This is a genomic window from Catellatospora aurea (assembly GCF_042663325.1).
GTDB classification, from domain to species: domain Bacteria; phylum Actinomycetota; class Actinomycetes; order Mycobacteriales; family Micromonosporaceae; genus Catellatospora; species Catellatospora aurea.
Genome location: NZ_JBHTAC010000026.1, coordinates 64,048 through 90,346, shown reverse-complemented (window position 1 = coordinate 90,346; position 26,299 = coordinate 64,048). Strand labels below are relative to the sequence as shown.

25 protein-coding genes are annotated in these 26,299 nt (G+C 71.1%); 17 read left to right on the top strand and 8 right to left on the bottom strand.

Annotated features, from left to right (window positions below):
- Positions 1-56 precede the first annotated feature (56 nt).
- From clpB to ACFQO7_RS23645, 7 genes are all read left to right on the top strand, one after another.
- Positions 57-2,636 (top strand): ATP-dependent chaperone ClpB, encoded by a 2,580-nt coding sequence (gene clpB / locus ACFQO7_RS23675; RefSeq protein ID WP_360523196.1) that lies wholly within the window; start codon positions 57-59, stop codon positions 2,634-2,636.
- A 151-nt stretch (positions 2,637-2,787) separates the two neighbouring features.
- A complete protein-coding gene (locus ACFQO7_RS23670) occupies positions 2,788-3,420 on the top strand; it encodes a hypothetical protein (RefSeq protein ID WP_376808401.1) in 633 nt (210 codons plus the stop codon).
- A gap of 139 nt (positions 3,421-3,559) precedes the next feature.
- A complete protein-coding gene (locus ACFQO7_RS23665) occupies positions 3,560-4,219 on the top strand; it encodes a hypothetical protein (protein WP_376808400.1) in 660 nt (219 codons plus the stop codon).
- A gap of 9 nt (positions 4,220-4,228) precedes the next feature.
- The gene (locus ACFQO7_RS23660) at positions 4,229-5,107 is read left to right on the top strand and encodes an SDR family NAD(P)-dependent oxidoreductase (RefSeq protein WP_376808399.1); all 879 of its coding nucleotides are present in this window, start codon (positions 4,229-4,231) and stop codon (positions 5,105-5,107) included.
- Between the two features lie 67 nt (positions 5,108-5,174).
- Positions 5,175-5,705 (top strand): orotate phosphoribosyltransferase, encoded by a 531-nt coding sequence (gene pyrE, locus ACFQO7_RS23655; RefSeq protein ID WP_360523185.1) that lies wholly within the window; start codon positions 5,175-5,177, stop codon positions 5,703-5,705.
- A gap of 40 nt (positions 5,706-5,745) precedes the next feature.
- Positions 5,746-6,141, top strand: coding sequence for an ArsR/SmtB family transcription factor (locus ACFQO7_RS23650; protein WP_120317708.1), 396 nt, complete (start codon positions 5,746-5,748; stop codon positions 6,139-6,141).
- 251 nt (positions 6,142-6,392) lie between these two features.
- Positions 6,393-8,120 carry a VWA domain-containing protein gene (locus ACFQO7_RS23645; protein ID WP_376808398.1) on the top strand — a complete coding sequence of 576 codons (1,728 nt, stop codon included), beginning with the start codon at positions 6,393-6,395 and terminating at the stop codon, positions 8,118-8,120.
- 131 nt (positions 8,121-8,251) lie between these two features.
- Here ACFQO7_RS23645 and ACFQO7_RS23640 read toward each other — a convergent pair whose 3' ends face one another.
- On the bottom strand, positions 8,252-9,016 hold the full coding sequence (locus ACFQO7_RS23640) for a DedA family protein (protein ID WP_376808397.1): 765 nt from the start codon (positions 9,014-9,016) through the stop codon (positions 8,252-8,254).
- A gap of 66 nt (positions 9,017-9,082) precedes the next feature.
- Between ACFQO7_RS23640 and ACFQO7_RS23635 the strand changes: the two genes are divergently transcribed.
- A complete protein-coding gene (locus tag ACFQO7_RS23635; RefSeq protein ID WP_376808396.1) occupies positions 9,083-9,580 on the top strand; it encodes a SigE family RNA polymerase sigma factor in 498 nt (165 codons plus the stop codon).
- Positions 9,577-10,608 carry an LCP family protein gene (locus ACFQO7_RS23630; RefSeq protein ID WP_376808395.1) on the top strand — a complete coding sequence of 344 codons (1,032 nt, stop codon included), beginning with the start codon at positions 9,577-9,579 and terminating at the stop codon, positions 10,606-10,608. The genes ACFQO7_RS23635 and ACFQO7_RS23630 overlap by 4 nt, the downstream gene beginning before the upstream one ends.
- Here the strand turns inward: ACFQO7_RS23630 and ACFQO7_RS23625 are convergent.
- Complete coding sequence (locus ACFQO7_RS23625; protein ID WP_376808394.1) at positions 10,599-10,817, bottom strand: hypothetical protein; 219 nt, start codon at positions 10,815-10,817, stop codon at positions 10,599-10,601. The two genes, ACFQO7_RS23630 and ACFQO7_RS23625, sit on opposite strands and share 10 nt — an antisense overlap.
- 68 nt (positions 10,818-10,885) lie before the next feature.
- Between ACFQO7_RS23625 and ACFQO7_RS23620 the strand changes: the two genes are divergently transcribed.
- The 3 genes from ACFQO7_RS23620 (at position 10,886) to ACFQO7_RS23610 (ending at position 13,234) form a co-directional block, all read left to right on the top strand.
- Entirely contained in the window at positions 10,886-11,266 is a 381-nt protein-coding gene (locus ACFQO7_RS23620) for a phage holin family protein (RefSeq protein ID WP_376808393.1), read from the top strand.
- A gap of 223 nt (positions 11,267-11,489) precedes the next feature.
- Positions 11,490-12,512, top strand: a complete 1,023-nt coding sequence (gene fbaA / locus ACFQO7_RS23615) for a class II fructose-bisphosphate aldolase (RefSeq protein ID WP_376808392.1) — start codon at positions 11,490-11,492, stop codon at positions 12,510-12,512.
- A 203-nt stretch (positions 12,513-12,715) separates the two neighbouring features.
- The gene (locus tag ACFQO7_RS23610; protein WP_360523163.1) at positions 12,716-13,234 is read left to right on the top strand and encodes a hypothetical protein; all 519 of its coding nucleotides are present in this window, start codon (positions 12,716-12,718) and stop codon (positions 13,232-13,234) included.
- 110 nt (positions 13,235-13,344) lie between these two features.
- On the opposite strand, the gene ACFQO7_RS23605 is transcribed toward ACFQO7_RS23610, so the two are convergent.
- The gene (locus ACFQO7_RS23605; protein ID WP_376808391.1) at positions 13,345-14,448 is read right to left on the bottom strand and encodes an LOG family protein; all 1,104 of its coding nucleotides are present in this window, start codon (positions 14,446-14,448) and stop codon (positions 13,345-13,347) included.
- Positions 14,449-14,523: 75 nt separating this feature from the next.
- On the opposite strand from ACFQO7_RS23605, the gene ACFQO7_RS23600 reads away from it, so the two are divergent.
- Positions 14,524-14,931 (top strand): DUF3151 domain-containing protein, encoded by a 408-nt coding sequence (locus ACFQO7_RS23600; RefSeq protein WP_360523157.1) that lies wholly within the window; start codon positions 14,524-14,526, stop codon positions 14,929-14,931.
- Between the two features lie 97 nt (positions 14,932-15,028).
- On the opposite strand, the gene ACFQO7_RS23595 is transcribed toward ACFQO7_RS23600, so the two are convergent.
- Together ACFQO7_RS23595 and ACFQO7_RS23590 are read right to left on the bottom strand one after the other, a co-directional pair.
- Positions 15,029-16,897 (bottom strand): MinD/ParA family ATP-binding protein, encoded by a 1,869-nt coding sequence (locus ACFQO7_RS23595; RefSeq protein WP_376808390.1) that lies wholly within the window; start codon positions 16,895-16,897, stop codon positions 15,029-15,031.
- A gap of 78 nt (positions 16,898-16,975) precedes the next feature.
- Positions 16,976-17,923: a diacylglycerol kinase family protein gene (locus ACFQO7_RS23590; protein ID WP_376808414.1), complete on the bottom strand. Its 948-nt coding sequence runs from the start codon at positions 17,921-17,923 to the stop codon at positions 16,976-16,978.
- Positions 17,924-18,089: 166 nt separating this feature from the next.
- On the opposite strand from ACFQO7_RS23590, the gene ACFQO7_RS23585 reads away from it, so the two are divergent.
- The 3 genes from ACFQO7_RS23585 (at position 18,090) to purD (ending at position 21,809) form a co-directional block, all read left to right on the top strand.
- Complete coding sequence (locus ACFQO7_RS23585; protein WP_376808389.1) at positions 18,090-19,385, top strand: adenylosuccinate synthase; 1,296 nt, start codon at positions 18,090-18,092, stop codon at positions 19,383-19,385.
- A gap of 160 nt (positions 19,386-19,545) precedes the next feature.
- Positions 19,546-20,505: a type IV toxin-antitoxin system AbiEi family antitoxin domain-containing protein gene (locus ACFQO7_RS23580; protein ID WP_376808388.1), complete on the top strand. Its 960-nt coding sequence runs from the start codon at positions 19,546-19,548 to the stop codon at positions 20,503-20,505.
- Between the two features lie 56 nt (positions 20,506-20,561).
- The gene (gene purD / locus ACFQO7_RS23575; RefSeq protein WP_376808387.1) at positions 20,562-21,809 is read left to right on the top strand and encodes a phosphoribosylamine--glycine ligase; all 1,248 of its coding nucleotides are present in this window, start codon (positions 20,562-20,564) and stop codon (positions 21,807-21,809) included.
- A 105-nt stretch (positions 21,810-21,914) separates the two neighbouring features.
- Here purD and ACFQO7_RS23570 read toward each other — a convergent pair whose 3' ends face one another.
- The 3 genes from ACFQO7_RS23570 to ACFQO7_RS23560 form a co-directional block, all read right to left on the bottom strand.
- Complete coding sequence (locus tag ACFQO7_RS23570; protein WP_360523139.1) at positions 21,915-23,480, bottom strand: AMP-binding protein; 1,566 nt, start codon at positions 23,478-23,480, stop codon at positions 21,915-21,917.
- A 222-nt stretch (positions 23,481-23,702) separates the two neighbouring features.
- A complete protein-coding gene (locus tag ACFQO7_RS23565; RefSeq protein ID WP_376808413.1) occupies positions 23,703-24,914 on the bottom strand; it encodes an acyl-CoA dehydrogenase family protein in 1,212 nt (403 codons plus the stop codon).
- Between the two features lie 50 nt (positions 24,915-24,964).
- On the bottom strand, positions 24,965-25,417 hold the full coding sequence (locus ACFQO7_RS23560; protein WP_203694681.1) for an SCP2 sterol-binding domain-containing protein: 453 nt from the start codon (positions 25,415-25,417) through the stop codon (positions 24,965-24,967).
- 106 nt (positions 25,418-25,523) lie between these two features.
- On the opposite strand from ACFQO7_RS23560, the gene ACFQO7_RS23555 reads away from it, so the two are divergent.
- Positions 25,524-26,168, top strand: a complete 645-nt coding sequence (locus ACFQO7_RS23555; protein ID WP_376808412.1) for a TetR/AcrR family transcriptional regulator — start codon at positions 25,524-25,526, stop codon at positions 26,166-26,168.
- Positions 26,169-26,299: the final 131 nt, after the last annotated feature.

The window sequence follows — 26,299 nt, the reverse complement described above, 5'->3', positions numbered from 1 at the left end:
CAAGTTGAGTGCAGTAGGCTCAACTTTGGTTCGGAGACCAGCAGTCGAGGGAGCGTATGGACACTCAGCGTCTGACCACGAAGAGCCGCGAGGTCATCACGGACGCGGCGGCGACGGCGCAGCAGCGGGGCCACGCCACGGTCGAGACGTGGCACCTGCTGCTGACCCTGCTCGACACGGGCGGTTCCACCGCCGCGGGCCTGCTGCGCGCGGTCGGGGCCAACCCCGCCGACGTGCGCCGGGCCGCCGCGCGCGCGGTCGAGCAGCTGCCGTCGGCGCGCGGGTCGAGCGTGGCCGAGCCGAGCCTGTCCCGGGAACTGGTCAACGCCATCAACGCGGCCGAGCAGATCGCCCGCCCGATCGGGGACGAGTACGTCTCCACCGAGCACCTGCTGGCCGGCCTGGCCCGAGTCGGCGGAGCGGTCGGCAAGGCGCTCAAGCAGGCCGGCGCCACCGAGGAGGCGCTGGTCGCGGCGTTCCCGCAGATCCGCGGTGGGGATCGCCGGGTCACCAGCCCCGACCCCGAGCAGCAGTACCAGGCACTGGAGAAGTACGGCGTGGACCTGACCGCGCGGGCGCGCGACGGCAAGGTCGACCCGGTGATCGGCCGGGACCCCGAGATCCGGCGCGTGATCCAGGTGCTGTCCCGGCGTACCAAGAACAACCCGGTCCTGATCGGAGAGCCCGGCGTCGGCAAGACCGCCATCGTCGAGGGCCTGGCCCAGCGCATCGTGGCCGGTGACGTGCCCGAGTCGCTGCGGGACAAGAAGCTGGTCAGCCTCGACCTGGGCGCGATGGTCGCCGGCGCGCAGTACCGCGGGCAGTTCGAGGAGCGGCTCAAGAGCGTGCTGGAAGAGATCAAGGGCAGCGACGGCCAGGTCATCACCTTCTTGGACGAGCTGCACACGGTCGTCGGCGCGGGCAAGGGCGAGGGTTCGATGGACGCGGGCAACATGCTCAAGCCCATGCTGGCCCGCGGCGAGCTGCGCATGGTCGGCGCGACCACGCTCGACGAGTACCGCGACAACATCGAGAAGGACCCGGCGCTGGAGCGCCGCTTCCAGCCGGTCGTGGTCGGCGAGCCCACCGTCGAGGACACCATCGGCATCCTGCGCGGGCTCAAGGAGCGCTACGAGGTGCACCACGGCGTGCGCATCACCGACGGCGCGCTGGTCGCCGCGGCGAGCCTGTCCGACCGGTACATCGCCGACCGCTTCCTGCCCGACAAGGCGATCGACCTGGTGGACGAGGCCGCCTCCCGGCTGCGCATGGAGATCGACTCCCGGCCCACCGAGGTCGACGAGATCGAGCGCCAGGTGCGCCGCCTGGAGATCGAGGAGATGGCGCTGGCCAAGGAGCCCGACCCGGCCTCGGCGGAGCGGCTGACCAAGCTGCGCGCCGAGCTGGCCGACAAGCGCGAGCACATGGCCGCCCTGTCCGACCGCTGGCGTAACGAGAAGCAGCACATCCAGGCCATCTCGGCGGCCAAGGAGCAGCTGGAGGAGGTGCGCGACCAGGCCGACCGGGCCGAGCGCGACCTCGACCTGGGCCGCGCCTCCGAACTGCGCTACGGGCGCATCCCGGCGCTGGAGCGTGAGCAGGCCCGCGCCGAGGCCGAGCTGGCCGCGCTGCAGACCAACGGCGCGATGCTCAAGGAGGAGGTCGGCGCGAACGACATCGCCGAGGTCGTCGCCGCGTGGACCGGCATCCCGGCGGGCCGGATGATGGAGGGCGAGACCGAGAAGCTGCTGCGCATGGAGCAGTCGCTCGGCTCCCGGGTGATCGGCCAGGCCGAGGCGGTCGGCGCGGTCTCCGACGCGGTGCGCCGGGCGCGGGCGGGCGTCGCCGACCCGGACCGGCCCACCGGCTCGTTCCTGTTCCTCGGCCCCACCGGCGTCGGCAAGACCGAGCTCGGCAAGGCGCTGGCCGAGTTCCTCTTCGACGACGAGCGGGCCATGGTCCGCATCGACATGAGCGAGTACGCCGAGAAGCACTCCGTGGCGCGGCTGGTCGGCGCCCCGCCCGGGTACGTCGGGTACGAGGAGGGCGGCCAGCTCACCGAGGCGGTGCGGCGGCGGCCGTACTCGGTGGTGCTGCTGGACGAGGTGGAGAAAGCCCACCCGGACGTGTTCGACGTGCTGCTGCAGGTGCTCGACGACGGCCGGCTCACCGACGGCCAGGGCCGCACCGTCGACTTCCGCAACGCGATCCTGATCCTCACCTCGAACCTGGGCTCGCACGCCATAGCCGACCCGACCCTGTCCGAGGAGCAGCGCCGCGACGCGGTGATGGCGGTGGTGCGCACGCACTTCAAGCCGGAGTTCCTCAACCGGCTCGACGACATCGTCGTCTTCCACGCGCTCACCCAGGACGAGCTGACCCACATCGTCGACATCCAGCTGAGCCGCCTGCGCCGGCGGCTGGCCGACCGCCGGCTCACCCTGGAGGTCTCCGACGTGGCCCGCAAGTGGCTGGCCAGCCACGGCTACGACCCGGTGTACGGCGCCCGCCCACTGCGGCGGCTGGTGCAGTCGGCCATCGGCGACAAGCTGGCCAAGGCGCTGCTCTCCGGCGAGATCCGCGACGGCGACACGGTGCTCATCGACCGCGACGGGGACGCACTCAAGCTGGCCTGAACAGGTGATACGCAGACGGCGGGAGCGGTGGGACCCGCTCCCGCCGGCTGCGCGGGCCGAGGCGGAGCAGGCGCGTCTCCTCCTGAGGGGTGAGCGGCGATCGATCTGAGGTCGCAGGCGCGCCTGGCGGCCGGCGATTACGGTGTGCTGCATGTCGTACACGCCACCTCCGAGCGGTTACCTCGTTCCCGCCGCGCCGGGCTCCACCCCGCGGCCGGCCACGGTCTCCGTGTCGGCCCTGCTGCTCTATGTCATCTCGGCCATCCTGCTGCTCAGCGCGGCCATCTCGGTGTACACGTTCGCGTCGATGCCCGAGGGCCTCATCGAGGACATCTACCGCGACGCGGGCATGGACGCCGGCCTCGCCGAGTCCACCGCCTCCATCGCGATGGTCACCGCCTACGTCACCGCCGCGCTGTACGTGGCGCTCGCCGTGTTCTTCGTCGTGCTCGGCATGTTCGTGAACAAGGGCAAGCAATGGGCCCGGATCACCACGTGGGTGCTGACCGGCATCGGGCTGTGCTGCATCGGCTTCGGCCTGGTCTTCCAGGGGCTCGGGAGCGGCCTCGGCTCGTCCAGCGCCGGTGGCATCGACCAGAAGGAGGTCACCGACCGGCTGGCCGAGGTCGCCCCGGACTGGTCCGTCCTGGTGGGCACGGTGCTGAACGTGGTGCTGCTGCTGTCGATGCTTGGCGTGATCATCATGCTGGCGCTGCCGCCGTCGAACGCGTACTTCCGCAAGCCGGCGCCGGAGTGGACGCCGCCGGCGTACCCGACCGTCTGACCTGGCGAACCGCGGGCCGGCGCGACCCGCGCCGGCCCCGCGCGCAGTCCGGGGATATCCCCAATCAGGCACATACTCCCTGGTAGGGCGGGTAACTTCCGATCTGGAGCAATCTTCGGGCCGCATCGGGGGTACGCCAATGTCGCAATCCGCCTCGTCTCCGGTGGAGCCGGTGTCCCCGGCCGGCCCCAGAACGATGCTCACCCGGCCCATGGTCGTCACCGCCGCGGCAGCGATCCTCGCCCTGCTCGCCCTGCTCAATCTGGCGAACGCGATCCTGCACCTGGCCGCGATCGGCGGCACGCTGAATCGGTTCCGGGTACGGGCCGTGCTGGCCGGGGTGAACCGCGCCGACCTGGCCACCGCGGAGAAGAGCCTCAAGATCGCGCTCGTCGTCAGCGCCGCGGTCGTGGTGCTGGTCGCGATCGTGCTGCTGGCCCTGGCCTGGGGCGTCTGGCAGGGCAATCAGATCGCCCGCATCCTCACCTGGGTCGTCTGCGCTCTCGGCGTCCTGCTGGCCTGTTGCGGCATCTCCGGCGCGGTCAGCCTGGGCACCGGCAACGTGACGGTGCAGGGCGGCGGGGACCCGTCGACGACGCGCGCGTTCCAGGCTCTCGTCGACTCGTTCCCCGGCTGGTGGGCGGCGCTTTCCGGGCTCTCCTCCGTCGGGCAGGTTCTCGGCTACATTGCCTCTGCGGTGCTGCTCGCGATCCCGGCTGCGAACGCCTGGTTCAGCCGGACGCGGTCGCTGCCGCCGGGCCCCGACACCCCCGCGGTGCCCCCGCCGACGACCGCTTGAGGTGAGCCGATGTCCTCCTCCCCTTCCGCAGGCACCGCTGTGCCCGACGCCGCGACAGCGCCCGAGACCACGCCGGAACCGGCGGGCGAGCGCCGCACCGCCCTGGTCACCGGTGCGACCGCGGGCATCGGCCGGGCCTTCGCGGTCCGGCTGGCCACCGACGGCTGGGACGTGGTGCTCGTCGCCCGCGACGCCGGCCGGCTGGCCGACTTCGCCGAGGCTCTGAGCAGGACGTACGGCGTGCAGGCGAGTGTGATTTCGGCGGATCTGGCCACCACGGAGGGCTGCGAGCTGGTGGAAACGCGGCTGCGCGACACCGCCCGGCCGGTGGATCTGCTGGTGAACAACGCGGGACTGTCGCTGAACACACCGTTCCTGAAATCCACTGTGGAGCAGGAACTGCACCTGCTGGCCGTGAACGTGCAGGCGGTGATGCGGTTGACGCACGCGGCGCTGCCCGTGATGGCGGCGCGCGGCCGCGGAGATGTCATCAATGTCTCATCGGTGGCCGGATTCGGCGCGGCGATGCCTGGTAGCACCTATCCGGCGAGTAAAGCCTGGGTCACCAACTTCAGCGAGTCGGTGGCGCTTTCGGTGGCCCACCGCGGGGTGCGCGTGATGGCGCTGTGCCCGGGATTCACCCGTACGGAGTTCCACGACCGGGCCGGAATCAACATGACGAAGACACCGGGGTGGCTGTGGCTGCAGGCCCCGCAGGTCGTCTCCGACAGCCTGCGTGACCTGCGGCGGGGCCGCACGGTGAGCGTGCCGAGTTGGAAATACAAAGTGCTGGTGGGTTTCATGCGGCACACCCCGACGCGGCTGCTGCGACGGCTCGCGCGCGGGGCCCGGGTGCGCACCGGACGGGACACCGAAGCCGACAGCTGACGAGTGTGGGGAGGTCAACGCACCCCCCTAGATCGAGCTCTCAGCATCGGCGAGTAGTGTCCGTCCCATGTCCGACCGCGACGACCTGCGTAAATTCATCACTGACCTCGCGGTGGTTCGGGGAAAGGTGGTCCTGTCCTCGGGACAGGAGGCTGACTACTACGTCGACCTGCGCCGGATCACCCTCCACCACGCTGCTGCGCCCCTGGTCGGGCGCGTGCTGAACGAACTCACCGCGGACTGGGACTTCGACGCCGTCGGCGGTCTCACGCTCGGCGCCGACCCGGTCGCCGCTGCCATGCTGCACACCTCGACGCGTCCGCTGGACGCGTTCGTGGTGCGCAAGGCGGGCAAGGCGCACGGGCTTCAGCGCCGCATCGAAGGACCCGACGTGGCCGGCCGCCGCGTGCTCGCTGTCGAGGACACCTCGACTACTGGCGGTAGTGTTCTTGCCGCTATTGATGCACTGCGGGAGGCGGGTGCCGAGGTCATCGGTGTTGCGGTTATTGTCGATCGAGGCGCGGGCGATACGGTGCGTGCTGCCGGTCTGTCGTACCGAGCCGCCTATACGTTGGCGGACCTTGGCCTGTCGGCCTAACGGAACTCCGATCCGTACCTGCTAATATGTAGGTGGATCGATGCTGTTGTTGGAAGGAAGAAATCACGTGGGAACAGCTCTGGTGGAAACCCCGCTGCCTCAAATCTCGCCCCTCGCTGGTGAGCCGATCGAGCGTGCCGACGCGGAGCGCCTCGCCGGTGTCCTCAAGGCACTGGCCGACCCGGCCCGTCTCCGGCTGCTCAGCCTTATCCAGTCTGCCCCCGAGGGCGAGGCGTGCGTCTGTGACCTGACCGCTCCGCTGGGCCTGTCCCAGCCGACTGTCAGCCACCACCTGCGCATCCTCACCGAGGCCGGCCTGCTCAACCGCGACAAGCGCGGTGTGTGGGCCTACTACAGCCTGGTGCCGTCCGCCATCGCCACCGTCGCCGAGCTGCTGACGCCGCCGCGCAAGCGCGCGACCAAGAAGGCCCGCTGACCCTGGCAAGGCCCTGAAGCGCCGTGGGGCGCATCCTCTGTCACGGAGGGTGCGCCCCACGGCGCTTTTGGTGATATTGAGCGGCGAAAAAGTCACGCAGTGCAGGCTTCGGCAACCGTGAGTGAATTCTGTCATCACCCGGTTGCGCCTGGCCGGGGGACATCTAAGCTGACGCGAAGTCAGGCGTGCTGCCGCCCCGGTAACCCCCGCCGAAGGGCTCGGCGCCGCCGCCTCCTCACTGGGAGTCACCCATGTCTGGACGCCACATCCGTCGCGGCTGGGATGCCCCCGAGGCACCCGCGCCCCGGCGGACCGGCCTGTTCGGTCGCCGTGCCGTACGGATTCCCGTCATCATCATCAGTGCCCTGTCCGTGTGCGGCCTGGCCACCGTCGTGCTGCGCTCGGTCAGCGCCGACGCGGACGGCTGCGGCAGCGCCGGCATCACGCTGACCGTCGCCGCCGATCCCGCCATCGCGCCCGCCCTCACCGAGATCGGCAACCGCTGGAGCGCGACCAGCCCCATGGTCGGCGAGGACTGCGTGCGCGTCGAGGTCATCGAGAAGGCGTCGCACGAGGTGGCCAACTCGCTCGGCACCTGGGCCGGCGGTGCGGTGGACGTGGCCGGCAAGGCCGCGCCGACCCCGTCCGACGCCGAGCTGCCGGTGGTCTGGGTGCCGGACTCGACGTACTGGCTGGGCCGGGTTCGCGGGGTAGACCGCGACATGTTCGACGCCACCGCCCCGTCCCTGGCGGCCAGCCCGGTGGTGCTCGCCGTGCCGGAGACCGTCGCCCGCAACCTCACCGACAAGCTCGGCTCCGGCGTCGACGCCACGCTGCTCAAGAGCCTGCTGTTCGCCAAGACGCCCGTGCTCAAGCTGGGTGTCGTCGAGCCGCGTCGCGACACCGCGGGCATGGTCGGCGCGATGATGCTGTCCGACGCGGTCGTCGCCTCCGAAGCCGACCTGCCCGCGCTGGTCGCCGTGTACCGGGGCATCGGCGGGCCGGTCCCGGACACCGGGGCGCTGTGGAAGGCGTACGCCGCCGGCATGACCGGCGCACCGGTCAGCGAGCAGGCCGTGATCGCCTACAACGCGGCCACGCCCAAGGCTCCGATGGCCGCGGTCACCCTGGCCCAGGCGCCGACGCTCGACTTCCCGTACGCCGTGCGCGCCCGCCAGCCGCGCCCGCTGGCCGCCGCGGCCGCACTGTTCTCACAGGCCCTGGTCAGCGGTGAATACAAATCCGTGTTCGCGGAGAAGGGCCTGCGCTCGCCGGAGGGCGAAGCCTCCACCGGCTTCCCGACCGGCCACGGCGTCACCTCCAACACCGTCTTCGTGCAGCCGCTCAACGACATGAACAAGGTCCGCGGCGCGATGACCGCCTGGGTCGCCGCCAAGACGCCGTCCCGGGTGATCGCGCTGGTCGACGCAACCTCGTCGATGGGCCGCACGATGACCGGCGGCGGCAACACGGCCGTGCGCATGCAGGTGCTGCGCAGCGCCGCGGAGAAGGGCCTGAAGCTGTTCACCGACGACAGTGAGGTCGGCCTGTGGGCCTTCGCCGGCCCGGGCCACCAGCCGCTGGTGCCCCTGGGCGAGCTGACCAAGTCGCAGCGCAACAAGCTGAACGGGGCCGTCAACCAGGCCTCGCCCGCGCCGACCGACGTCTGCCCGCTCTACAAGTCGATCATCGATGGATACCGCGAGCTGCTCAAGGGATACGACCCGTCCCGCAGCAACACGCTGGTGGTCTTCACCGACAGCCGGGACAACTCCGGCATGTCGCTGCGCGCCGTCCAGAAGGAGTTGGAGAAGCTCGCCGACGTGACCAAGCCGGTCCGGGTGGTGCTGCTCGGCCTCGGCCCGGACGTCAAGCTGGCCGACCTGCAGGCCGTCGCCGACACCACCGGCGGCGTCGCCTTCCAGGTCACCGACCCGAGCCAGATGCAGACCATCTTCCTGAAGGCGCTGCTGGCCTGATGTCCGTACGAAGAGGGGGCACGGCCGTCGGCCGTGCCCCCTCTTCGCGCTTGATCATCGGACTTGCCGGGCAGGTGTGCGTATCTTGGACCGCTGTTCGCCCACCTGCCTGGCAAGTCGAGCGATCATGGTCAGCCGATGTCGACCTTGCTCATGACGACGGTGTCGTCGCCGTGGCCGTGCAGGCCGCGCTTCTTGGCCTGGCGCTCGCGGATGATCTCGATGAAGACCGGGATCAGCGAGAGGAAGACGATCAGGAAGACCATCGGCAGGATGTACTTGTCGATGTGCTCGGGGCCGCCGATCGCGCTGATGATCTGCTCGGCGAGCAGGTAGCCGGCCAGCAGGATGCCGTCGACCCAGAGGATCGCGCCGATCACGTTCCACACGAAGAACTGCCGGGCCGGCATGCCGAGCACCCCCGCGACCGGGTTCATGAAGGTGCGCACGATGGGGATGAACCGGGCCAGCACGATGGCCTTGCGCGGGCCGAACTTCGCGAAGTAGTGCTCGGCCTTGCGCACGTACTCCTGCTTGAACAGGCGGGAGTCGGGCTTGTTGAACATCTTGGGGCCGTATTTCGCGCCCAGCCAGTGGCCCAGCTGCGCGCCGATGATCGCGCAGAGCGGGCCGAGCAGCAGCAGCCAGCCGATCGGCAGCTGGACGCCCTTCGACTCCAGGAAGCCGGAGGCGAACACACCCGCGATGAACAGCAGCGAGTCACCGGGCAGGAAGAAGCCGACCATCAGGCCGGTCTCGGCGAACAGGATGAAGCAGACGCCGAACAGCGCGGCCGGGCCGAACAGGTTCAACCAGTCCGTCGGATTCAGGGGATTGAAGTCGGCGGCGGCCAGCGGGGGCGCGGCCAGGGCCTGGAGAGTGTCGACTACGGTCACGCCGCACAACAGTACCGGGCAATGTTCTGAACACCCGGACACGTCCAGTGAGTCGAGGAGGTGGCTGTGACGTACGAGGAATTCGTCAACTCGCGACTCGGCGCGCTCGCGCGCTATGCGGTGATGCTTACGGGTGACCAGCACACGGCCCAGGACCTCGTCCAAGAGACGATGGTCCGCGTCCAGCTCAACTGGCGCAAGGTGGCCCGTGCCGACGCGCCCGAGCGTTACGTCAAGCGCATGATGATCAACCAGTATCTCGACTGGCGGCGCGGATCGTGGCTGCGCCGGGTGTTCCTGCGGCCCGACGCGGACGAGGCGGTCGCCGTACCCGTCGATCACGCGCAGCGCACCGCGGACCGCGACCTGATCTGGTCCGTGCTGGCGACGCTGCCCCGGCAGCAGCGGGCGGCGCTGGTGCTGCGCTACTACGAGGACCTGCCGGACGGGGAGATCGCCGAGATGCTCGGCTGCACCGTCGGCACGGCCCGCGGTTACATCTCGAAGGCGCTGGCCCGGTTGCGGGAGTCGGCGGAGCAGCTGAGTCTGGGAGGAGTCCGATGATCGAGGAAGAGCTGCTGCGTGACGCGTTCGCCCGGCACGAGGAGCAGGCGCCTCCGCTGGACCCGCTGCGCCGGGCCATCGACGCCCTGGCCACCCGCCGCCGTCGCCGCCGCACGGCGACCCGTACCGGAGCCGCCGTGGTGGCCGTGGCGATCGCGCTGGCCGTGCCCGTGCAGCTGTGGCGGGGCGGGGTCGCCGATTACGTCGCGGCGATCGAGGTCGAGTCGCCGGTCGCGGCTCCCGAGGGCCCGCTGAACCTGCTGCTGCTCGGGCTCGACCGGCGCGGCGCCATGACCGACTCGCGGACCGACACGATCATGCTGGTGCACCTGCCCGCCGACGGCAGCGCCGCCTACCTGGTCTCCTTCCCGCGCGACCTCGCCACCGACGTTCCCGGCGCGGGCCGGACCAAGATCAATGGGGCGTACGCCCTCGGCGGGGTGGACGGTGCCCGGCAGGCCGTCGAACGGCTCACCGGCGTGCGGGCGGACGCCGTCGCGGAGGTGGAGTTCTCCGCGCTGGGCCCGGTGACCGAGGCGCTGGGCGGGCTGCCGGTGTGCCTGCCGGAGGCGGTGCGCTCCGAGCACACCGGGCGCACCTATCCGAAGGGCTGCCGCGACTACTCCGGAACCCAGGTGGCCGACCTGCTCCGGCAGCGCAAGACCATGCCCCACGGCTCCTACGACCGCGACCGGCTCGGGCAGCGGGTGCTGCTGGGGCTCGCGAAGAAGGCCGGCGAACTCGCCCTGCTCCGCGACGCCGGCACGGTGAGCCGCCTGGCCGGCACACCGGGGATCACGCTGCACACCGGCGACCTCAGCCTGCTGGGCCTGGCGCTCCGGCTGGACCGGGTCGAGGCGGCGCACATCATCGGCATCAGCCAGCCGACGTTCTACTCCGAAAAGTCGGGCGGAGTCTGGTACGAGCGGCTCGATCCAAAGGTCGCGCCGGGCCTCTTCGCCGCGCTGCAAGGCGACACGATGGGCGAGTTCGTGCCGCTGCACCCGGACTGGGTGCTTCAGGAGTAGTCCTCGTCGGCGGGCACGGCCGGCACGTTCTGTTCGATCTTGTCCCACTCGGAGGCCGGGGGCACCGGCGCGTCCGGCTCTCCGAGTGGCTCAGCCGGAAGGGCGTTGTTCATGTCCTCGGCGTCTGCCAGGGGATCCGCCGGCGTCGACTGCTCGAGCGCGTCGGCTTCGGGCACGTCGTACGTGTTCCCTGCCACGTTCTCGGTCATTGTTTCACGGTATGACTCGCCTGTGATATTCGCCAGCAGATGTGGGTTTCGGCGTAGAAGATGACCATATGGGCTTTCTGATCCGTTGGGTGATCAACGCGGTGGCGTTGTGGGTCACCACCCTGATCGTCTCTGGCATCGAGGTCACCGCCGCGACCACCACGCGCAGCATCCTCACCCTCATCGCGGTCTCGCTGATCTTCGGCCTGGTCAACGCGATCCTGAAGCCGATCATCCATCTCTTCGGGTGCGTCTTCTACGTGATCACGCTCGGCCTGTTCGCGCTGTTCGTCAACGCGCTGCTGTTCCTGCTGGTGGACTGGCTGGCAACGGTGTTCAAGCTGCCCTTCGAGATCGACGGATTCTGGCCCGCGTTCTGGGGCGCGATCGTCATGGGCATCGTGAGCTGGGCGCTCAGCCTGCTGGTGCCGGACGGCGACGAGGGCTGACGGCAGGCGTACCCCCTGGGCAGCCGCAGCATGCCGGAAAGCGGCAGCGACCGGCCCGGTCGATCCTGGCCGGCGGTCCGGGGTAGGGGCCGATTTTCCAGGTCAAGTGACGTAGGCAATACTCCTGTAACGAGGACATCGCGGTCTTCCCGCAGCCATCGGGCGCGGCGACGCGCCACCGCGGCCATCCGCGTCACTGCACGCACGCTAGGAGCGTTCACAGATGCCTATCGCATCCCCTGAGGTCTACGCCGAGATGCTCGACCGCGCCAAGGCCGGCGCGTTCGCCTACCCCGCGATCAACGTCTCCTCCTCGCAGACGCTGCACGCCGCGCTGCAGGGCTTCGCCGAGGCCGAAAGCGACGGGATCATCCAGGTCTCGACCGGCGGCGCCGAGTACCTGTCCGGCCCGACCATCAAGGACATGGTCAGCGGCTCGGTCGCCTTCGCGGCGTTCGCGCACGAGGTGGCCAAGAAGTACTCGGTCAACGTCGCGCTGCACACCGACCACTGCCCGAAGAACAAGCTGGACGGCTTCGTCCGCCCGCTGCTGGCGATCTCCGCCGAGCGCGTCGCGCGCGGCGAGAACCCGCTGTTCCAGTCGCACATGTGGGACGGCTCGGCCGTGCCGCTGGACGAGAACCTGCAGATCGCCGAGGAGCTGCTGGCCCTCACCCACGCCGCGAAGATCGTCCTTGAGATCGAGGTCGGCGTCGTGGGCGGCGAGGAGGACGGCGTCGTCGGCGCGATCGACGAGAAGCTGTACTCGACCGTCGAGGACGCGCTGGCCACCGCCGCCGCGCTGGGCCTGGGTGAGAAGGGCCGCTACATGACCGCCCTCACCTTCGGCAACGTGCACGGCGTGTACAAGCCGGGCAACGTCAAGCTGCGCCCGGAGATCCTCAAGGAGATCCAGGAGCAGGTCGGCGCCAAGTACGGCAAGGAGAAGCCGTTCGACCTGGTGTTCCACGGCGGCTCGGGCTCGCTGCTGTCGGAGATCCGCGACGCGGTCGACTACGGCGTGGTCAAGATGAACGTCGACACCGACACGCAGTACGCGTTCACCCGCCCGGTCGTGGAGCACATGTTCCGCAACTACGACGGCGTGCTGAAGATCGACGGCGAGGTCGGCAACAAGAAGCAGTACGACCCGCGCGCGTGGGGCAAGGCCGCCGAGTCCGGCATGGCCGCCCGCGTCGCCCAGGCCTGCCAGGACCTGCGCTCCACCGGTACGAAGATCAAGTAATCCGCCATGCGGGCCGCACCGGTTCGCGAGGTTGGCACAAGATCGCCGAATGCGGTCATGATCTGCGGTTCGACCGCAGGTCATGACCGCGTTTCGCGTCTACGGCGTGTTTCGCCGCGCGCGTGTCGGTCCGCGTCCCCGCCTTACCTGACAGGAATCGGTACGATCGTCCGAATCCGCGTCTCAGGGCAGGAGGTCCGCACGTGCTGGGCATCGACGGGTACGACCCGGTCTGGCACCACGATGCCGGTGCGCTGGCGGCGGCGCACCGCAACCGCTTCGCCCGCGTCATCGGACAGCCGCTCGTCGGCTCTTGGCTGGTGTGGGACCTGGACGCCGAGGCCTGGTTCACCGGCGGCCCCGTGGTGTTCGGCTTCCCCGACGCCAACATCGAGATCACGCACCGAAAGTTCGACGAGTGCGCGATCAGCTGGGACACCATCGACCTGCAGGCCCAGCTCGACTGGCCCGGCCTGCGCCTGGACTGGTGGGCCGACACCCACCCCGCGATCCTCTCGGCCCGTGGCCGCCCGCTGACCCAGGTCAACATCATCGAACGGATCAGCCCCACCGCCTGGCGCCCGCACGTGCTGCACGCGCTGGAGTTCTTCTTCGGCGACCTGCGCGTCGCCCTGTTCAACGCGATGGACGAGAACGGCCTCACCGGCGAACCCGAGGTCAACCTCCCGGTCGGCTTCTGGCGCCGCATCCCGGTCGCGTAGCGGGCCGGGATTGACGGCGCTGTCCGGTCGCGTAGCCGCTGCTCACGCACGGTCCAGTGAAAGGAAGGGCACCTTCCTCTACGTATAGCGATGTGAAGGTGCCCTTGCTTTCACTGGCAGAGGATGGCGAGGGCTTCGTCGACGTCGTCGGTGATGTGCACCAGGTCGGCCTGGGCGGCGCCGTTGAGGAGGATGCGGAGCAGGGCGGGGGCGGGGAGGTCCTCGGTCCAGAAGCGACGGCCGAGGAAGACGAAGGGGCCGCTCTCGCCGTCGGTGGCGTAGTAGGTCTTGGTCGCGGCCTGGAAGACCTCCTGGACGGTGCCCGCTCGGCCGGGGGCGAAGACGATACCGCCGCGGGCCGCCTTCAGGATCACGTCCTCGCGGATCGCGTTCGAGAAGTACTTCGCGATCTGGCCCGCGAACACGTTCGACGGTTCGTGGCCGTAGAGCCAGGTCGGCACCGATAGCCCACCCGCCCATGGGTCCAAGGTCGGGAACTCGGCCAGCACGTGCAGGGCGACCTTCGTGTACGGGTCGTGGGCGCGGAAGTCCGGCTCGGCGGCCAGCCGGCCGATCGCCTCGTCGAGCGCGGCCGCTGGGTGGGCGGCCAGGTAGGAGCCCAGGTTCGCGGCCTCCATGACGCCCGGACCGCCGCCGGTCAGCACCAGCCTGCCGTGGCCGGCCAGCGCGTGCCCGATCGCCGCTGCCATGCGGTACGCGTCGCTGCCGCGTGCCTCCGCGTGGCCGCCCATGATGCCGATGCGCCGTCGGGGCGAGATCCCGGCCAGGGCGTCATGCAGCGCGTTATCGATGCCGTGGTCGTGCAGCCGCTGCGCGAGCGCCTCGCGGACCCCGGCGTTCGGGCCGCCCTCCGCGACGAAGTGCTCGTACACCCGGGTGTCGTACATGCCGGCGAAACCGTTCTCGGCGAACCCCGCGGTCAGGTCGGCGGCCGTGTAGAGGCGGGCCGGGTGCGTCGGGTAGGGCGCCCAGTCCGCGACCGGCACCACATGCGCGCCGCGGCGTACCAGCGCGGCCTCCGCGGCTAGGCTGGGGAACGTGCAGCCGATGAAGACCGCGTCCTTGACCTTGACCCGGGACAGGTCGGCGCCGATCGTCAGCCCCTGCACGGTGAGCCCGGCGAGGCTCTTGTCGGCGAGCCGCTCGGACAGCTCTTCCAGGGACTCGATCTCCAGCGGGGTAGCAGCAGACATCAGGCGAGTATGCCCGTGACGAAACCCTCAGCGCAGCGCGGGGACTTCGGCGACCCCACCGGGTTGAATGTCCGTATGCAGAACCTGATGCCCGAACCTCCTGCCACGCTGCTGCCCGCCGACGAGGCGGCCGCCGCCGCGCTGGCCGCCGCCCAGGACCCGACCTCCGTCGCCGCGGCGCACCCCACGTACAGCGCCGCGTGGGCCGCGCTGGCCCAGCTCGCGCTGACCGCGGGGCAGCCTGTTCCGGCGTACGCGTTCGCCCGCACCGGCTACCACCGCGGCCTGGACCAGCTGCGCCGCGCGGGCTGGAAGGGCCACGGCCCGGTGCCCTGGTCGCACGAGCCCAACCAGGGCTTCCTGCGCTGCCTGCACGCTCTCTCGGTGGCGGCCGCGGAGATCGGCGAGGCCGACGAGGCGGCGCGCTGCGCCCAGTTCCTGCGCGACTGCGACCCGGCCGCGTTCGACGCGCTGAACTCCTGACGGGCTCAGCACTCCTGACGGGCTCAGCCGGCGGCGGGTGCGGACTCCGGCACGACCGGACCCGCCCGCCGCCTGTCCAGGGGCGGGCGGGCTCCGGTCAGAGGCCCTCGGCGACGGCCGCGGCGATGCGCAGCCAGGCGTCCTGGGACTCGTCGGTGAGGCGGCCGTAGTCGATCGGTTCGCCGGAGTCGAGCATGCGCTCGTACGGCGCGATCAGCACGGCCCGGGTGCGCGCGGCGAAGTGCCGTTCGATGGCGGGGATGTCCAGCTCGCGGCGGCTCGGCGGCAGGGAGACGATGGTGACGGCCTGCCGGACCAGGCGGCTGCGGCCGGTCTGCTCCAGGTGGTCGAGCATGCGGGCGGCCGTCTCCGCCGAGTCGTTGCGGGCGGACATGGTGACCACGAGCTGGTCGGTCGCGTCGATGGCGGCCTGCCAGTTCTCGGCCCGCACGTTGTTGCCGGTGTCCACCATGATCAGCTTGTAGAAGCGGCTGACCACCTCACGGATCTCGGCGAACGCGTGCGCGGTGAGCATCTCGCCCGCGGTCGCGGACTCGTCCGAGGCGAGCACCTCGAACATGCCGTCGCCCTGCGAGCGCACGTACTGCGACAGGTCGCCGACGCGGCTCTGCGACCCCTGGAACTGGTGCAGGTCGCGCATCAGGTCGCGCACCGTACGCGAGTGGAAGTCCTGCTGGGAACGCATGCCCAGGGTGCCCTGGGTCTCGTTGTTGTCCCAGGCCAGCACATAGCCGCCGCGCTTGCGGCCGAACGTCATCGCCAGCAGCAGCACGGCGACCGTCTTGCCCGCGCCGCCCTTCGGGTTGACCACGGTGATCTGCCGCAGGCCGCCGAAGTTGCGCCGGACCAGGTCGGTGGCCCGGCGGATCTCCTGCTCACGCTGGCCGGGGCTCAGATTGAGCAGGCCGAACGTCGACTTGCGCAGGGCCGCCTGGATGCCCATGTGGGCGACCGGGTCGGCGGGACGGGCCGCGCGGCGGCGCGCGAACTCCTCTGCCGTGGGCAGGTAGACCTCGCCCCCACCGGCCGGGCCGGGCTGCTGCGGCCCGCCGAACTGCGGCGGTGTCGGGGCGGCCGTGGTGGGCAGCGGCGGGATGTTCGGCTGGGCCGACACGGGCCATACACCCGGGGCGGTCTGCGGCGGCGGCACCGCCGTGACGGCCGGACGCTGCGGCGGCACGGCGGCGGTCGCGGTATGCGGGGTGGCCGGGCCCGGTTCGGCAGCCGGCGGGAACGGTGCCACCGCGCGGGGCTCAGCCGGCGGGACGGGCACCGCGGCCCGAGCCTCGGCGGGCGGGAACGGTACGGCGGCCCGTGCCTCGGCTGGCGGGAACGACGTGGCGGCTCGGGTGTCGAGCGTGGGCACGGACGCGGTGCCGCGAGTCTCTGCTTGCGGGGGCACCGGCGCGGTGGCGCGAGTCTCCGGCGCGGGCGCCGCCGGGCTTCCGTGGGTCTCGACCGGTGCCGCCGCGCGGGCCTCGGCCGCCGGGGTGCGGTAGGGCAAACGATGGTCGCCGGGCCCGGCCTGCGGGGGCGTCGGCGTCGCCGGGGATACCTGGGCGGCCGGCGGTGCCGAGACGGGCGGCGGCGGGATCGGCGTGGCCGCCTGCTGCGGGGGCAGCGGGATGGGCGCGCTGTGCGGCTGCACCGGCACAGCGGTCGGCGGCAGCGGCACCGCGGCGCGCTCGCGCTGCGGCAGGGGCGGCAGCGGCACCTGCACGGTCCGGGTCAGGTCGGCGGGGCCGGCCACCGGCTGCGGCGCGGGGATAGGGATGCCGGCCTGCGGCGCGGGCACCGCCATCGGCACGCCGGCCGAGGGCCCGCCGGACACCGGATCAGGACGCGGCACCGCGGCGGACGCCCGAGCGGGCTGGCCACGCGTGATCTGCTTGCTGTCCTCAGCGGGGCCGCTTATCTCGTCCGGCGGCCACTCCCATTCCGTCATCGCCATCTCCCCAGTGCCGTCTGCCCCTGCAGCCTAGTCAGTGCGCACACCCCGCAGCAGGGCCCGTTTCCCCGCCTCTCAGCGGGTATAGACGGCCCACGCCGCGGGCTCCACCCACCAGGAGCGCTTACGGGTCAGCCCGCCGGATACCCCGTCGTCGGCGAACGGAACCTCCGTGTCGCGCGGCGTCACCGAGACCGCCCGGCCGCGCGCCCGGCGCACCTCGATGCGCAGCCGCGGCGTACCGAACAGCGGTTTGTGCCGCACCGGCACCGCCACCGCGACGTCGATCACACCGTCGGCCGGGTCGGCGGAGGTCAGCAGCGGCAGCCCGTCCAGCAGCGTCGCGCCCGAAGCGTTGGCGACGGCGACCGCGAGCAGCGGCTCCGCGCCGTCGGTCAGCACCGCGTCGTCGACCTCGACCCGGCCCGCCCACTGCACGGGCTGGCCGTCCTCGGTGCTGCCGGCCAGCAGGACGCCGTCCAGCGTCACCGAGCCGCCGTCGTGGCGCAGCAGGTCCAGCCGCCGCGACCGGTCGCCCAGCACCGCCGCGGCCACCTCGGCGGGCTCCCGGGGCAGGCCCAGCTGGGCGGCGAGGTCCGCCGCGGCCGTGTCGATCGGCAGCACCGCGATCGGGGGCAGATCCGGCACGGTACGCCCCGCGGGCAGGTCGGCGGGCCGCTTCGACGGGGCCGGGGCATACCGGCGGACCAGGCGGCGCAGCACGTGGCGCAGCTGGCCGTCGTCGGTGACCGCAATCACCAGGCGGGTGCCGCCGCGGGCGTCCGGCCAGGTCAACCCGTCCTCGCGGGCCGGGCCATCGAGCCGCGACAGCACCTGGTCGATCTCCGCGTCGGAGCACGCGACCACGGTCTCCACCCGGGCCCCGGCGGCGCGCAGCGCGTCCGCGCAGTGCAGCACCGGCACCCGGGGCCGCGGTCCGCCGCTGTGACCCTCGCCATGCCCGGCGCCGCCGCCGGAGCTGCAGCCGCCGGAGCCGCAGCAGTCGCCCTCCGGCTCGGTCATGCTCAGCAGCACCACGTCAGCTGTGCCTGTGTCAGCGCGCACGCGAGTAGTCCTCTCGGGTTCCGGCATTGCCCGGGCATGCGTGCCCGATCAAGCTGTTAGCCTGGCACCCCGGGGTCACCACAGCCGTGGGCGGCCCGCGGCTCGCCTAGGAGGCGAAGGAAAGATGCCAGCGATCGTGCTTCTCGGCGCCCAGTGGGGCGACGAGGGCAAAGGCAAGGTTACCGACCTGCTCGGATCACGAGTGGACTACGTCGTCCGCTTCTCCGGGGGCAACAACGCCGGCCATACCGTGGTCACTCCGGACGGCCAGAAGTTCGCCCTCCACCTGATGCCGAGCGGCGCGCTGCACCCCAACGCCGAGATCGTGCTCGGCAACGGCGTCGTGATCGACCCGAAGGTGCTGCTGGCCGAGATCGACGGCCTCGCCGAGCGCGGCGTGGACGTCTCCCGCCTGCTGATCTCCGCCGACGCGCACCTGGTCATGCCGCACCACCGCGCGCTGGACCGGGTCGTCGAGCGCTACCTGGGCACCGCCCGCATCGGCACCACGGGCCGCGGCATCGGCCCCGCCTACGGCGACAAGGTCGCCCGCATGGGCATCCGGGTGCAGGACCTGCTCGACCCGGGCATCCTCCGGCAGAAGCTGGAGCTGGTGCTGCGGGAGAAGAACCAGATCCTGTTCAAGGTGTACAACCGCAAGGGCTTCGACGTCGACGCGGTGGTCGAGGAGTACCTCACCTACGCCGAGCGGCTCAACCCCTTCATCGCCGACACCCGCCTGATCCTGAACAAGGCGCTCGAAGAGGGCAAGACCGTGTTCATGGAGGGCGCGCAGGCCACCCTGCTCGACCTCGACCACGGCACGTACCCGTTCGTGACCTCGTCGAACCCGACCGCGGGCGGCGCCTGCGTGGGCGCGGGCATCGCCCCGACCCGGATCACCTCGGTGATCGGCGTCATCAAGGCGTACACCACGCGTGTCGGCGCGGGCCCGTTCCCGACCGAGCTGCACGACGACATGGGCGAGCACCTGCGCAAGACCGGCGGCGAGTACGGCACCACCACCGGCCGCCCGCGCCGCTGCGGCTGGTTCGACGCCGTCATCGCCCGGTACGCCGTCCGCGTCAACGGCATCACCGACCTCGTCGTCACCAAGCTCGACATCCTCTCCGGCCTGGACCAGGTCCCGGTCTGCGTCGGCTACGAGGTCGACGGCGAGCACCTCGACGAGATGCCGATGACCCAGACGGCCTTCCACCACGCCAAGCCGGTCTACGAGTACCTCCCCGGCTGGTTCGAGGACATCTCCAAGGCCCGCGACTTCACCGACCTCCCCCTCAACGCCCAGCGCTACATCGAACGCCTCGAAGAGCTCTGCGGCACCCGCATCTCCATGATCGGCGTAGGCCCCGGCCGCGACGAAAACGTAGTCCGCCACGACATGCTGGCCCCCGCCTGACGCCCCTTTCGGGTTGATCATGAACTTATGGCACGGCTCGGCGGCGTGTCGCTGCCATAAGTTCATGATCGACGCAGGTGGTGCGCATGGCTGTCCACAGGGTTATCCACAGGGGTTGTGAGCTGGGGTTCGGCGGCTCAGGCTGGCCGATGTGCTTGCTGTGCAACGACTTGCCGAGCGGCAGGACGGTCTGATCACCGCGGCCCAGTGCCGCGACCTGGAGTTATCCACCGCTGCTGTCAAGAGGTTCCTCCGTCAGGGGGTGTGGCGGAGCCTGAGCCGCGGTGTCTACCTGGTCGACGCTGACATGCGTGGTCAGCCGGACTCGCCGAAGGCGCTGGTTCGGGCTGCCGTGCTTACCGGTGGCCCGAATGCCGTCGCGGTGCTGGAGAGCGCGGCGGTCGTGCACGGGCTGCAGGGGCTGCGGCCGCAGACTCGGTTGCACGTCAGCCTGCCGGGCAAGTTGGCGCTGCCTCGCCGGCTGACCGACGTGACGGTGGTGCCCCACCAGCTGACCCTGGCCGCGGGAGACGTGACCGTGGTCGACGGGATCAGGGTGACGACGGTACGGCGTACCGTCGCGGATCTGCTCTTGAAGCTCGATCGCCTGGCCGCGGTCTCGGTCCTGGACTCGGCACTCCACCTGGGCTTGCTGGCCGAGGAAGAGCTGGTGGAACTGCCCTCGCTGATGTTCGGCCGTCGTGGTGCGGCGGGCGCGCGGGACTGGATCGCGCAGGCGGACGGCCGAGCGGAGTCACCGCTGGAGACCCGTGCCCGCCTGCGCTGCGCCGATGCGGGCGTGCCACCCGACGACCTCCAGGCGGTGATCGCCGACGGCGACGGCCGGACTGTCGCCCGCGTCGACATGCTGTGGCGGCGGGCGCGGCTGATCGGCGAGGCCGACGGCGGCGAGGTGCACGACCGCCCCGAGGCGGTCTACCGCGACCGGCAGCGCCAGAACGACCTGATCAACGCCGGCTACCGCATCGTCCGCTTCACCTGGTCCGACACCCTCGATCCGGTTGCCATCCCGCGGATCGTCCGCCGCGCACTGGCCGGTGGCCCCGAGATGCCGGCGGTGGTCGGGCGATCAGAGTCGATCAGGAAGCTGTGGACATGAATCGCCGTCGACCCGTGCCATAAGTTCATGATCAACTCGGAGGGTAGGGTGGGGGCGTGCGGGTACTGGTGGTTGGTGGTGGGGGGCGGGAGCACGCCCTGGTGTTGGGGCTTGTGCGGGATCCGGGGGTGACGGCGGTCATCGCGGCGCCGGGGAGTCCGGGGATCGCGGAGGTGGCCACGGAGCTGCGGGAGGTGGACATCCTTTCGCCGGTGGCGGTGGCGGGGCTCGCGGTGGACGTCGAGGCTGATCTCGTGGTGGTGGGGCCGGAGGCGCCGCTGGTGGCGGGGGTCGCCGACGCGGTTCGGGCGAAGGGCATTCCGGTTTTCGGGCCGTCGGGCAGTGCGGCTCGGCTGGAGGGGTCGAAGGACTTCGCCAAGCAGGTCATGACCGCGGCCAAGGTGCCCACCGCGCGGGCGTTCACCTGCACCACGGCCGAGGAGGCGGCGCGGGCGCTGGACACGTTCGGCGCGCCGTACGTCGTGAAGAACGACGGTCTCGCCGCGGGCAAGGGAGTCGTCGTCACCGACGACCGGGACGCCGCGCTGGCCCACGCCGCCGAGTGCGGGCGCGTGGTGATCGAGGAGTACCTCGACGGGCCCGAGGTGTCCCTGTTCGTGGTGACCGACGGCGTGACCGCGGTGCCGCTGCTGCCCGCCCAGGACTTCAAGCGCATCTTCGACGGCGACGCCGGGCCGAACACCGGCGGCATGGGGGCGTACGCGCCGCTGCCGTGGGCCCCGCCGAACCTGGTCGAGCACGTCATGGCCACCGTGGCCCACCCGACGCTGCAGCAGATGCGCGACGCGGGCACCCCGTTCTCCGGCCTGCTCTACATCGGCCTGGCGATCACCGAGGACGGCCCGAAGGTGATCGAGTTCAACGCGCGCTTCGGTGACCCGGAGACGCAGTCGGTGCTGGCGCTGCTGGACACCCCGCTGGGCGGTCTGCTGTACGCGGCGGCCACCGGCGAGCTGGCCGGCCACCCCGAGCTGGAGTGGAAGGACGCCTTCTCGGTGACCGTGGTGCTGGCGAGCGCCGGGTATCCGGCGAGCGCGCGTACCGGGGACGAGATCACCGGCGCGGAGGGTCTGATCCACGCGGGCACGAAGCGCGACGCCGACGGGGTGCTGCGCTCGGCCGGCGGCCGGGTGCTGTGCGCGACGGCGACGGGGCACGACCTGCACGCGGCGCGGGCGGCGGCGTACGAGCTGGTGTCGCACGTGGAGCTGGCGGGCGGCCAGTACCGCACCGACATCGCGCTGGCGGCCGAGGAGGGCCGGGTCGTCTCCCCTTGGCGTTGATGCCCGCGCATTTCATCCTTCGCTGAGCTGCGCAAACGTAGATCGTCTGTTAAGAAGGGCACCTTCTACAACGCGGAGCGTTGTGAAGGTGCCCTTCCTTTGTCCTTACAGGTTGCGGAGGAGGCGGGGGATGACCTTGCCGGTGGCGGTGCGGGGGAGTTCGGGGACGAAGTGCACGTCGCGGGGGACGCTGAAGCGGGCCAGGTAGTGGCGGACGTACTCGCGGACCTCGTCGCGGTCCAGGTGCTGGCCGGGGTGCAGGACCAGGTAGGCAGCCAGGCGCTGGCCGTACTCGGGGTCGGGGACGCCGATCACGGCCGCCTCGCGGACCTGCGGGAGCTCGGTGAGCAGCTCCTCGACCGGGCGAGGGAAGACGTTCTCGCCGCCGGAGACGACCATGTCGTCGGCGCGGCCGTCCACGTACAGCAGGCCGTCGGCGTCGAGGTGGCCCAGGTCGCCGGTGCCGAGCATGCCGTCGGGGCGGTCGCCGGACGGCGGCGGGATTCCGGGGCCGCGGGTGTATCCCTCGAACAGCATCTCGTTGCCGACGTGGATCTCGCCGATCCGGCCGCGGGGCACGGGCAGGCCGGTCGGGTCGAGGATCGCGATCCGGGTGCCGTGCGGCGGGCGGCCCGCGGTGCCGGGGTCGCGGCGCAGGTCGGCGGGGGTGGCGATGGACGCCCAGGATGCCTCGGTGGAGCCGTACAGGTTGTAGAGGCAGTCGCCCCAGGTGTCCATGAACCGGGTGGCCAGGCCCCCGGGCAGGGCTGATCCGCTGACCGCGACGATGCGCGGCGGCTTGGTGGGCACCGCGCCGGCCTCGACCAGCCGTTGCAGCATGACCGGCACCGCGAACAGGGCGGTGCATCCGTGCACGTCGACGGCGTGCGCGGTGGCGACCGGGTCGAACCGGCGCTGGAGCACCACGGTGGCGCGCATGGCCAGGGAGAGCTGCAGGGCGGCGTACCCCCAGGTGTGGAACAGGGGCGCGGAGATCAGGATGCGCTCGCCGACCTTCAGCGGAATGCGGTCGATGATCGAGACCAGCGGCCCGAAGCCGGGCGGGGTGGGCCGGCGGGCACCCTTGGGCGCGCCGGTGGTGCCGGAGGTGAGCACGATGGTGCGGCCGGCCCGGCTGACGTCGGACCAGCGGCCCTGCGGCGGGGTCTCGGCGAGCAGCGCGTCGACCCGCGACTCGTCGAGCCGCTCGCACGGCGCGGCCGCGGCGACCGGCGCGAACTCGCGGTCGTGGATGAGCAGGCGCAGTTGCTGCTGCTCGGCCACCGCGGTGAGCTGCGGCGCCGACAGCGCGGTGTTGACCAGGACGGCGTCCGCGCCGAGCAGGGAGCAGGCGACCATCGCCTCGATCAGGCCGGCGTGGTTGCGGCACATCAGCCCGACGCGTATGCCGGCAGCCACGCCCCGGGTGCCGCCGAGCGCGACGGCCAGGCGCTGGGATCGGTGCAGGAGCTGGCGGTACGTGATCGCCCCGCGGTGCTCGTCGATGATCGCGGGGCGGTGCGGGTCGCGGGCCTCGGCGGCGCGCAGTTCGCCGGCGAGCGTGAAGCCCCACCGGCGCAGGGTGTTGAGCTGGTCGGCGACGCGGGTCGGGCTGCCGGGGCTGAGCAACCCGCGGCGGGCCAGGGTGCGGACAATGAAGAGCAGGTCCACGACGGTGAGGCCTCTCGTTCGATCGTCAGGGTTACCCGGATATTACTGAGCGGTAACTAAAAAGTGAAGACGGCGGTCCGCCGAAACGGACCGCCGTCTATGTCTTTCCGGGTGCCGGGCATCGGGTGGAGATCACCGTTTCAGGTCAGGACCTGCGGTCTCACCGCACTTTCTGACCCGAAACGCCGGTCTTCGCGCCCGCGCCCGCTGGCCCACGCAGAGTCAGCGCAGTGAGGCCCCGGTGATGGCGCGGGCGATCACCAGGCGCTGGATCTCGCTCGTGCCCTCGAAGATCGTGTAGATCTTGGCGTCCCGGTACCACCGCTCCACCGGGTGCTCGCGCAGGTAGCCCGCGCCGCCCAGGATCTGCAGCGCCTTCTCGGTCACCGACACCGCGACCTCGCCGGCCTTCAGCTTGGACATCGAGCCCTCGCCCGCCGTGAAGGGCCGGTTGTTGCGGCCCATCCAGGCCGCCCGGTACACCAGCAGCCGCGCGGCGTCGATCTCCATGCGCATGTCGGCCAGCGCGAACGCGACCGCCTGGTTCTCCACGATCGGCTTGCCGAACTGCACCCGCGTCTTGGCGTACTCCAGCGCGTACTCGTACGCCGCCCGCGCGATGCCCAGCGCCTGCGCGCCGACCGCGGGCCGGGACAGCTCGAACGTGCGCATCGAGGCCTGCCCCGACGAGCGCTGCCCCGAGCGGGCCCGCGCGAGCCGTTCGTCGAGCCGGTCCTTGCCGCCGAGCACGCAGTTGCCAGGCACCCGGACCTCGTCGAGGAACACGTCGGCCGTGTGCGAGGCGCGGATGCCGAGCTTGCGCAGCTTGCGGGCGGTGTGCAGGCCCTTGCTGCCCGGCGGCACGATGAAGCCGGCCTGCCCGCGCGAGCCGAGCTCCGGGTCGACGACGGCGGTGACCACGTGCACGTTGGCGATGCCGCCGTTGGTGGCGTACGCCTTCTGGCCGGTCAGCACCCACTCGTCGGTGGCCTGGTCGTACACCGCGCGGGTGCGCATCGCGCCCACGTCGGAGCCGGCCTCGGGCTCGGTCGAGCAGAACGCGGCGACCTTCGGGTCCTCCTTGGTGCCGAAGCATTGCGGCACCCACTCGGCCATCTGCTCGGGGGTGCCGGAGCCGAAGATCCCGGCGACGGCCAGCGAAGTGCCCATGATGGCCAGCCCGATGCCGGCGTCGCCCCAGAACAGCTCCTCGCTGGCGATGCACATGGACAGGCCGCTCGGGTCAGCCCAGAGGTTGGCGAGGAACTCGAAGTCGTACAGGCCGATCTTGGCGGCCTCGGCGATGACGGGCCAGGGAGTCTCCTCCCGCTCGTCCCACTCCGCGGCGGCCGGGCGCACGACCTGCTCGGCGAAGCCGTGCACCCAGTCCCGCAGATCCCGCTGCTCCTCATTGAGGTCGAGTGAGAACTCCATGCTCATGCCCCCTGCTCCGGGGCGTACCACCTGAGGGGGGTGGTCATGGATCAGGCCTTGGGGATGTTGAAGAGGTTGGCGATGTTGGCGGCCAGGGCCAGGTCGCCCTTGGCCTTCAGCTTGCCGCTCATGAACATCATGACGGGGTTGCCGTTGCCGGAGACGAGCTTGAGGAAGTCGGCCGGGCCGACCGTTACGGCGAGCTTCGGCTCGTGCGACGGCGTCTCCGAAAGTGCGCAGGCACCGTTGGCGATGACCAGCTCGTAGGTGTCCGAGCCGCCCCCGGGCGCGCCCGTGATGATCCAGTGGATGACCGCCTCGGTGTTGCCCGCGCGCTCGGGGCGGAACAGGCCGGGCATCCGGCGGAAGATCTCGTCCAGCACCTTCGTCCGCAGATCACCCCCGAGCACCTCGTTCAGCTGTGCGTCGGAGGCGTTCTTGACCAGCGAGGCGAACTGCGCCGGGTCGAGCGAGCTGAAGTCGGACAGGTTGAACTCGGCCATGATGTCCTCCATAACCATTGAAACTTACTCGTGCGTAACCTTACGACGGAGTAGGTAGGCTGGCAAGGTGCAGAACAGCTCTCTTCCCTCAGGCGACGACGCGCCGATCGCGGCCCGTCCCGCGGACACGCCCCGCGGCCGGGTGCCGCGCGCGGAGCGTGAGCAGCAGATGCTCGACGCCGCCGTGCTGGTGTTCTCCCGCCGGGGCTTCCACCACGCCAACATGGACGAGATCGCCGAGCTGTCCGGCGTGTCCAAACCGATGGTGTACGCGTACCTGGGGACCAAGGAGGAACTGTTCATCGCCTGTCTGCGCCGCGAATCCGCGCGCCTGGTCGCGGGCCTGGCCGCCGCGGCCGATCCCACCCTCCCTCCGGACCAGCAACTGTGGCGAGGGCTCAAAGGTTTCTTCGAGTTCGTCGGCGCGCACCGCGACGGCTGGTCGGTGCTCTACCGGCAGGCCCGCACCCAGCAGCCGTTCTCGGTGGAGGTGGCGGCGATGCGGGAGTCCGTGGTCGAGGTGATCACCGACCGGCTCGACGCCGCGCTGCGCCTGGAGGGGCGGCAGGTCAAACCCGACGACCTGACCGCGATGGCGCTGACGCTGGTCGGCGCGAGCGAGTCGCTCGCCGACTGGCTCGCCGACCACCCCGACGAAGACCCGGGGCGTACGGCGACGCGCCTGATGAACGCCGTCTGGCTCGGCGCGGACCAGCTCATGCGCGGGGTGTCCTGGCGACCACCGGCCTGACCGGCTCCGGACACGCCAGAAGGGCGCTCACCGCGGTGAGCGCCCTTCGTCTTCGGGGAGCCGGTCCGGCGGTGCCGCACGGGGGGACGGCACCGCCAGGACCGGCTCCGGTCCACACCAGCCCGGCGGGC